The following is an 8,414-nucleotide window of genomic DNA, read 5'->3' as shown; positions in this document are numbered from 1 at the left end:
CGCCGAGCCCGCGCGCGTCCGCCGCGGCCGACGCCGCCGCGGTCCGGCCCGCCAGCTCGGCCGCGTAGGCCCAGGCGTGCGCGCGCTGCGTGTGGTGGTCCAGCTGGTCGGCGGTGAGCGGGACGCCGCGCACGAGCTCGTCGGTCAGCTCGTCGGCGGCCGCCCGCCGGTCCGCGTCCAGCGCCGCGAGCGCGACGTCGAGGTGCCGCCTGGCCTCGAGGGCCTGCGTCGAGTGCGGGTCGCGGCGCAGCACCCCGCCGGACGCGACGAGGACCGCGGCGCACGAGCGGACGACCTGCCGGCTCCACGGGGGCCAGCCGGCGACCGCGGCCGGGTCGGACACGCGGACCAGCTGGTGCAGCCACTCGAGCTGGTCGGCGAGCCGCAGCAGGAGCCGGCTGCCGGTGGTCAGCGTCACGGGTCGGTAGGCGGTGCCGCGCAGGGCGCGCCGCAGATCCGTGAACGCCGCGTCCACCGCGGGTCCGGGGCTCGCTCCGCAGAGCGCCGCGAGCTGGCCGCCGAGCGCGGCACAGGCGGCCGCGGACGTGGACCGCAGCCGGTCGTGCTCCCGGGGCGGCCACAGCAGCAGGGCGGCCGGCACGCAGACCACCGCCGCGAAGCCCCAGCCGAGCAGCCGCGACGGGATCTCGGCGGGGTCCGCGGCCACCATGACCGGCAGGATGAACAGGAGCAGCGCCGCGTTGCGCGCGGACGCGATCGCCGCGGACACGGTGCCGGCGAACGCGACGAGGGTGCCGACGAGGAGCATGCCGAGCGTCGCCGTCCACCACGACCGCGAGGCGAGGGTGCCGAGGCAGATCAGCGCGCAGCCGACGACGACGAGGCCCGTGTACGAGCCGAGCCGGCCCGCCGGGCTGCCGGGGAAGTCGACGAACAGGAGCAGCGCGAACGACCCGAAGACCCCGAACGTGACCACCTGCGGGTCGTGCAGGAGCAGGTCGGAGACGGCGAGAACGACCGTCGCGGACAGGGCGAGCCGGATCGCGCGGTGCTGCGCGTACGCCTCGGGATCGTGGCGGCGCAGCCAACGGCGGACGCGCTGCACGTCACCTCCGACCTGGCGCTCAGCCTTCCGGCAGCAGCGCGCCCTTCACCGACGTCGCGACGACCTCCGCGGCGATCTTCTTCGCCGCGGCCGAGTCCGGTCCGGGCTGGGCCGGCAGGAGCGCCGCCCGGTAGTAGCGCAGCTCGTCGATGCTCTCGAGGATGTCCGCGAGCGCGCGGTGGCCGCCGTTCTTGCGCGGCGAGGCGAAGTACACCCGCGGGTACCAGCGGCGGGCGAGCTCCTTGATCGAGGACACGTCGATCACCCGGTAGTGCAGGTGACCCACCAGCTCGGTCATGTCGCGGTCCAGGAACGCCTTGTCGGTCCCGACGGAGTTGCCCGCCAGCGGCGCCTTGCCCGGGTCCGGCACCCACGTGCGCACGTACTCGAGCACCTTCGCCTGGGCGTCCTCGAGCGTGGTCCCGGCGGCCAGGCCCTCGAGCAGGCCGGACGTCGTGTGCATGGTGCGCACGAAGTCGTTCATCTGCTCCAGGGCCTCGGGGGGCGGCGCGATGATGACGTCGACGCCCTCGCCGAGCACGCGGAGCTCGGAGTCGGTGACCACCGCGGCCACCTCGACCAGGGCGTCGGCACCCAGGTCCAGGCCGGTCATCTCGCAGTCGATCCAGACGATGCGGTCGGCACTGTCGTGTCCGGGAGCGGCGGGCGCGGGAGTCGGCGTGCTGGTCACGCAGGTCAGCCTAGGGGGCGGTGCGGCCTCGCGCGCTCGTGCGCGGCGCCGACGCCGGTTAGCGTCGGTGGATGTCGCACGACGAGGCCCTCGCGCCGACGCCCCTCGCGGCCCTGCGCGCCCGCCCGGTGCTGTGGGCGGTCCTGCCCGGTCTCCTGCTCGTCGTCGCGGGGCTCGCCGTGTTCCTGGGCGTGCTCGACGGTGTCCGCGAGAAGGACGACCTGTGGGACCTCGACCAGCCCGTGCTCGACTGGCTCGTGGCGCACCGCACCGCGGGGTTCACGTCCGTGCTCGCCGCCATCACGTTCGTGTCGGGCCCGACCGTCCTGCCGATCATCGTCGGCGTCGGGTGCCTGGTCTGGGGGCTGGTCCGACGCGAGTGGTGGCGGCCCGTGCTGCTCGCGGCAGCGATGGTGGGGTCGACCCTGCTCGGGCTCGCGGCCAAGGGGCTCGTGGGCCGCGCGCGGCCGCCCGCCGACACGATGTACGTTCCCGGCGCCGAGACGACCGCCTCGTTCCCGTCGGGGCACACCCTCGGGACGGCGACCCTGCTCCTGGTGGCGGGCTACCTGGTGTGCAGCCGGCACCCGTCGACGGCCCGCGTCGTCGCGTGGGGCGTCGCGACCGTCGTCGGCACCGCGCTCGTGGCGCTCAGCCGCCTGTACCTCGGCTACCACTTCCTCACGGACGTCGTGGCCGCCGTCGCGCTCGCCGTGGTGGTGCTCGGCGTCGTGTCCGTGGTCGACCGGCTGCACACGCGGCCGCCCCCCGGCTAGCTCGCCGGCTGGTCGTGGCTGTCGTGGCTGTCGTGGCTGGGCACGGTCGAGGCCAGCCACGCGGCGACGGGGACGACCACGGCGATCGCGCCGGCGATCCAGAGGCTCGCCGTCCACGACGTCCCGGCCCAGCGCAGGACGAGGAGCGTGCCCGCGCCGGCGGCGAGACCGAGGCCGATCCGCTCGAGCCAGACGACGACGTGGCGCGTGAGGCGCTGTCGCAGCGGCTGGTCGGCGGCCGGGTCCGGGGTGGCGTGCCGGCCCATCACGCACGCCCCGGGCGCTGGCGGACGGAGGGCGGCATGGCGTCATGGTGGCACGCGCGGCTGCGAGCGCGGACCACCGGGCGGGTCTGGGGGAGGGTCGCGCCCCTCAGCATGCCGGCGCGGGCCGATCCCCTCCGGATCGGCCCGCGCCGGGGGCCTGCTGGGTGGTGCTGAGGATCAGCGCGCGCTGACGGCGTCGACGAGGTGCGTCGAGCGCGCCGGGGCGCGCCGCGGATCCGGGGGCCGACCGATGTTCTCGGACGGCTGTCTGGCGTGCCGCGCCGATGCGCGGACGCGTGCCTGGTGGAAGTGAGCGAGGCGCTGGGAGTGGTCCTGGCGCGCGAGCTCGAGAGAGATGGTCGGGTTCACGGTGTGCTCCTGGGCATGACGGTGCTAGGGCCGAGGCCCTGGCTATTGGTGGTGTGGGAGTACAAGACCACGTCGCTGTGGTCGTCGTCACGTGATTATTCGGGCCGTTTCGTCCGGTTTTCTCGATGGCACGGGATGGCGGGATCTCGACGGACGACGCCTGTCTGCCGCATGGCCCGTCGGGGGTGGCGCGGGAGAGGCTGCACCGGTGCCCGCCTCCGCCCTGACCGCTCCGGCCGAGACCCGTGGGGCCCAGCCGCGGATCGGCCTCGCGCTGGGCAGCGCGCTGTACGTGGCCTCGGTGCTCGGGACGGGCATCCTGCTCCTGCCGACGCTGGCCGCGCGGGCGGCCGGGCCCGCGTCGCTGGTGGCCGTCGCGGCCGTCCTGATCGCGTCCGTGCCCCTGGCGGCGACGTTCGCCGCCCTCGCGACGCGACACCCCGACGCGGGCGGCGTCTCGACGTACGTCCGGCTCGCGCTGGGCGCGACCGCGGCGCGGATGACCGGCTACTGGTTCTTCTTCGGCGTGTGCGTCGGCTCGCCGGTCGTGGCGCTGCTCGGGGCGCAGTACGTCGTCGCGATGCTCGGGGGGAGCCAGTGGCAGGTGTACGTCGTGGGCGCGGCGTTCCTCGTCCCGCCGCTGGTCACCAACGCGGTCGGGCTGCGGCTCGCCGGCCCCGTCCAGCTCTCGCTCACGGCCGCGCTCGTGGTGCTCGTCGTCGGGGTCGTGCTGGTCTCGCTGCCCGCGGCCGACCCGGCGAACCTCGTGCCGTTCGCGCCCCGCGGCTGGGCGGGCGTCGGTGCCGCCGCCAGCCTCTACGTCTGGGCGTTCGCCGGCTGGGAGGCCGTCACGCACATGGCGGGCGAGTTCCGCGATCCCCGACGGACCATCCCGCGCGCGACGGCCGTTGCGCTCGTGGTGGTCGGCGTCGCGTACCTGGCCCTGCAGTACGTCACGGTCACGGTCCTGGGCGACCGGGCCGTGGCCTCGGACGTCCCGCTGATGGACCTGGTCGACGTGGGGCTGCCCGGGGTCGGGCGGGTCATGGTCGCGGTCGTCGCCGGCATCGTCACCCTCGGGGTGCTCGGCACGTACCTCGGGGCGTTCGCCAAGCTCGGCGCGTCGCTCGGCCGTGACGGCGACCTGCCCGGATGGCTGGCGCGCGGCGCGCAACCGGGTGGGGTGCCGCGCCGCGCGCTCGCCGTCGTCGGGACCATGGCCGCCGTCTACTTCGCGCTCGCCGTGGCGACGGGCGGGGACCTCACGCCGTTCGTGCTCGTGCACACCAGCTGCATCGTGGCGATCTACGCCGCCGGGATGGTCGCCGCCGTGCGCCTGCTCGCGCGGGGCACCGCCGGGTGGTGGGCCGCCGTGGTCGCGTGCGCCCTGGCGCTGGCGCTCGCCGTCCTCGCCGGCTGGCACCTGGTCGTGCCGCTCGGGCTGGCCGGCGTCGCGTGCCTCGTCGGCCTCGGACGCCGCCAGGGACGGGCCTAGGATCGCGGTGTGCACGCACGCACCGGCTATGTCACGGCCGGTCGGGCACGGTTGTTCGTCCGGGACGTCGGCGAGGGTCCGGCGATCGTCGTCCTGCACGGCGGGCCCGACTTCGACCACCGGTACCTGCTGCCCGAGCTCGACAGGCTGGCCGAGCACGTCCGCCTGGTGTACTACGACCAGCGCGGGCGGGGGCGGTCGGCCGAGGGGGTCCGGGCCCAGGACGTCAGCATCGAGTCCGAGATGGCCGACCTCGACCTCGTGCGCGAGCACGTGGGCGTGGGCCCGACGGCGCTCCTCGCGCACAGCTGGGGAGGCGTGCTCGCGATGGAGTACGCGTCCCGCCACCCGGAGCGCGTGACCCGGCTGGTCCTGATGAACACGGCTCCCGCCTCGGCGGCGGACGCCGCGGGGTACCTCGAGCACCGGCGCCGCACCCGGCCCCCGGCCGAGGCGGAGGCCATGGGGAGCATCGCCGCGTCCGCTGCCTTCCGCGCGGGCGACCCCTCCGCCGACGTGCAGTACTACCGGCTCCACTTCCGGGGCGCGCTGCACCGGCCGGAGCTCCTCGACCGGGTGGTCCCGCGGATGCGTGCGGGGTGGACCGCCGAGGGTGTGCTGCTGGCGCGGGCGGTCGAGGAGCGGCTGGGCGAGCAGACGTGGTTCTCGCCCGGGTACGACCTGCTGCCGAGGCTTCGTCGCGTCACCGCGCGGACCCTGGTGATCCACGGGGAGGACGACGTCATCCCCGTCGAGCTGGCGCGGCACGTGGTCGAGGCGATCCCCGGCGCCGAGCTCAGCGTTCTTCCCGACTGCGGCCACTTCGCCTACCTCGAGGCACCCGACGCGGTCGCGCAGGGGGTCGCGACGCTGTTCGCCGGCCTGTGACTGGGTGCCCCCGGCAGGACTCGAACCTGCAACCGACGGATTAGAAGGCCGTTGCTCTATCCGTTGAGCTACGGGGGCTGGACGTGCGCCCACAGCCTAACGGCGGCCTACGGGATGTCCCGCGCGGTACGAACCGGACGTCGCCGCGCCGCGTGGCGTGTTTTGCCAGGTCAGATCGCACCGCGACAATGGTTGCGTGAGCGCGCAGCCCGGCACGGCGCCAGTGCACCCCGCGCAACCTGTGCGGCCGCTGGCTGCACAGGCGCGCCATGCCGCCGTCGACCCGCGCGGCGTCCTGGCGCGCCCGCTCGCCGCGACCTCGTTGCTCGACGCCGTGCGCGACCTGCGGCGGGACGTGGAGGCGACCGGCTTCCCGCTCGAGATCGACGGCATCGCGTCCGCGCGGGCGTCCCGGGCCCGCCTGGTCGACCAGCTGGGTGAGCACCTCGTCCCGCGCCTGACCGAGCTCTCCGCGCCCGCGGTCGTGGTGGTGTCGGGGTCGACCGGTGCGGGCAAGTCGACGCTGGTGAACTCGCTGGTGGGGACCGAGGTGAGCACGGCGGGCGTGCTGCGACCGACCACGCGGAACCCCGTCCTCGTCCACCACCCGCAGGACACCGAGCTGCTGTCGCACCACCCCGTCCTCGAGTCGGTGAGCGTCGTCGCGGACGAGCACGTGCCCCGGGGCATCGCGCTTCTCGACGCCCCCGACCTGGACTCCGTGCTGGAGTCCAACCGGGAGTCGGCGCACCGGCTGCTCGAGGCGGCTGACCTCTGGCTCTTCGTCACCACGGCCGCCCGGTACGGCGACGCGCTGCCCTGGCGGGTGCTGCAGGGCGCGGTCGAGCGCGGGGCCTCGATCGCGATGGTGCTCAACCGCGTGCCGCCCGACTCGCTCCCCACCGTCCGCGGGGACCTGCTCGACCGGCTGCGCGGTCACGGTCTGCAGGGCTCTCCGCTGTTCGTCGTCCCCGATCTCGGTCCGCACGAGGGGCTGCTGCCCGCGTCCGCCGTGGCGCCGATCCAGCGGTGGCTCGCGATGCTGGCCGGGCCGGACCGGGCGCGCACGGTGATCGGCCGCACGTTGCGGGGCTCGCTCGCGGCGCTGCGCCCGTGGGTCGACGAGCTCGCCGAGGCGGTGCAGGCGCAGGCCGACGCCGCCGGTGCGATCGCGGTCGTGCTCGATCAGGTGATCGAGGCGCCGACCGCGCAGGCGGCGGCGTCGATCCGCGGCGGCGCCGTCGCGGACGGGGCCGTCCGTGCACGCTGGTCCGAGCTCACGGCCGACGGGGCGCCGCTCGGTGGGGTCGTCCGCTCGGGCCGCGTCCGTGGCTCGTCGCGCGAGGGTCGCGCCCGGGCCGCGGCGGTCGCGCCGCTGGTCGAGGACCTGACGCGTTCCGCGACCGCCGTCCTCACCGCCGCCGGTGCGCACACCGAGGAGGTGCTGCGCGCGGCGCTCACCGCTCCCGACCAGCCCGAGGGCGGGGCATCCGTCGACGCCGCGTGGGTGGAGTCGGGGCTGCGGGCGGGGCGACGGTCGGCGGCCGAGCAGGCCGCGCGCGCCTGGACCGCCCAGGGGCCCCGCGTCGTGCGCGCAGCACTGACCGCCGGACCGGCGGAGACGTCGGCGGACGGCGTCGCCCGCCCGCGCCGGGACGTGGCTCGCGAGGTCCGTCGCCGCCGCAAGGCCGAGCACGCGCTGGGGGACGAGGGGCTGGCCGCCGTGGCTCTGGCCGCGGCCTCGGGCGTGCGTGAGGCGCGTGACCTGCTCGTGGACCTCATCGACTCCGCCGCGGAGCGCGCGGTCGAGGAGCTGCGCGACGACCTGGTCGCGCGGGTCGCTGGACAGGTCGCGGTCGAGCGCGCCGCGGTGGGCGACGTGCTCGCGGACCCGGACCTGGCCGAGGACGCCGCGTCGCGGCTGCGCCTCCGGCTCGCCGTGCTGAAGGGACTGACGTGAGCGACGGGGCCCTCCACGGCGACGACACCGCAGCCCTGACGGTCCGGGTCGACGCGCTGGACCGGGCGCTCGCCGTCGGTGGTCCCCGCCTCGCGCCGGCGGTCGTGGCCGGCGTCGTCGCCACCGTCGACAGCGTGCGCGAGAGGCTCGCGCTCGGCGTGGACCACACGGTGGTCGCCCTCGTCGGCGGAACCGGCTCCGGCAAGTCCAGCCTGTTCAACGCGATCTGCCGGCTCGACTTCGCCGACGTCGGCGTGCGGCGCCCCACCACGTCGGAGATCACGGCGTGCGTCTGGGGCGACGACGGTGGACCGCTCCTGGACTGGCTCGGCGTGGTGCCCGACCGCCGGATCGAGCGCGAGAGCCTGCTCGACGGCGAGTCCGAGGCGCCGCTGCGCGGCCTGGTGCTGCTCGACATGCCCGACCACGACTCCATCGCGCCCGAGCACCGCGAGGTGGTGGACCGGCTGCTGCCGCAGGCCGACCTGCTGGCGTGGGTGGTGGACCCGCAGAAGTACGCCGACGACGCGCTGCACAGCGGCTACCTGCGCCGGCTCGTGGGGCACGAGGCGTCGATGGTGCTCGTGCTCAACCAGGTGGACACCGTCCCGGAGGACGTCCGCGCCGAGCTCGTGGCCGACGTCGAGCACCTGCTCGTCGACGACGGCCTCACCGGCGTCGCGGTCCGCGAGGCCTCCGCCCGCACGGGGGAGGGCGTCGGCGTCCTGCGCGAGCTGCTCGCGACCGCCGTGAGCTCGCGCTCGCTCGCCGCACGGCACGCGGGTGCGGAGCTGAACGACGCCGCCGCCCTGCTCGCCGCGGAGGTCGCCGCCCGCGARCCCGCGCCCGCCGCGCTCTCCGTCTCCGACGTCGTCGACCGGCTCTCCGCGGCGGTCGGCCTGC

The 8,414-nt window shown here is 75.8% G+C and carries 8 protein-coding genes, 1 tRNA gene and 1 pseudogene; 5 read left to right on the top strand and 5 right to left on the bottom strand.

All coding sequences use genetic code 11. The features are described 5' to 3' along the window. Both AC1DT4_RS19995 and orn read right to left on the bottom strand, forming a co-directional pair. Window positions 1-1,066 (bottom strand): annotated as a pseudogene (locus AC1DT4_RS19995) (hypothetical protein); the annotation flags it as partial. Between the two features lie 19 nt (window positions 1,067-1,085). Next, window positions 1,086-1,757, bottom strand: a complete 672-nt coding sequence (gene orn / locus AC1DT4_RS19990) for an oligoribonuclease (protein ID WP_477091504.1) — start codon at window positions 1,755-1,757, stop codon at window positions 1,086-1,088. Window positions 1,758-1,828: 71 nt separating this feature from the next. Between orn and AC1DT4_RS19985 the strand changes: the two genes are divergently transcribed. After that, the gene (locus AC1DT4_RS19985; protein WP_477091503.1) at window positions 1,829-2,533 is read left to right on the top strand and encodes a phosphatase PAP2 family protein; all 705 of its coding nucleotides are present in this window, start codon (window positions 1,829-1,831) and stop codon (window positions 2,531-2,533) included. Here the strand turns inward: AC1DT4_RS19985 and AC1DT4_RS19980 are convergent. Beyond that, window positions 2,530-2,799: a hypothetical protein gene (locus tag AC1DT4_RS19980; protein WP_477091502.1), complete on the bottom strand. Its 270-nt coding sequence runs from the start codon at window positions 2,797-2,799 to the stop codon at window positions 2,530-2,532. The two genes, AC1DT4_RS19985 and AC1DT4_RS19980, sit on opposite strands and share 4 nt — an antisense overlap. A 177-nt stretch (window positions 2,800-2,976) precedes the next feature. Beyond that, a complete protein-coding gene (locus tag AC1DT4_RS19975; RefSeq protein ID WP_477091501.1) occupies window positions 2,977-3,168 on the bottom strand; it encodes a hypothetical protein in 192 nt (63 codons plus the stop codon). Window positions 3,169-3,376: 208 nt separating this feature from the next. On the opposite strand from AC1DT4_RS19975, the gene AC1DT4_RS19970 reads away from it, so the two are divergent. Both AC1DT4_RS19970 and AC1DT4_RS19965 read left to right on the top strand, forming a co-directional pair. After that, entirely contained in the window at window positions 3,377-4,663 is a 1,287-nt protein-coding gene (locus AC1DT4_RS19970; RefSeq protein WP_477091500.1) for an APC family permease, read from the top strand. Window positions 4,664-4,672: 9 nt separating this feature from the next. Further along, entirely contained in the window at window positions 4,673-5,551 is an 879-nt protein-coding gene (locus AC1DT4_RS19965) for an alpha/beta fold hydrolase (RefSeq protein WP_477091499.1), read from the top strand. A gap of 5 nt (window positions 5,552-5,556) precedes the next feature. On the opposite strand, the gene AC1DT4_RS19960 is transcribed toward AC1DT4_RS19965, so the two are convergent. Next, window positions 5,557-5,629, bottom strand: a tRNA-Arg gene (locus AC1DT4_RS19960). Between the two features lie 118 nt (window positions 5,630-5,747). On the opposite strand from AC1DT4_RS19960, the gene AC1DT4_RS19955 reads away from it, so the two are divergent. Continuing rightward, window positions 5,748-7,511, top strand: a complete 1,764-nt coding sequence (locus AC1DT4_RS19955) for a dynamin family protein (RefSeq protein WP_477091498.1) — start codon at window positions 5,748-5,750, stop codon at window positions 7,509-7,511. After that, window positions 7,508-8,414: GTPase (locus tag AC1DT4_RS19950; RefSeq protein ID WP_477091497.1), on the top strand; the 907-nt coding region annotated here is incomplete at its 3' end. The genes AC1DT4_RS19955 and AC1DT4_RS19950, both read left to right, overlap by 4 nt.

The sequence above is a fragment of the Cellulomonas sp. P4_D11 genome, from assembly GCF_056401915.1.
This window is presented reverse-complemented; position numbering and strand designations above follow the sequence as displayed.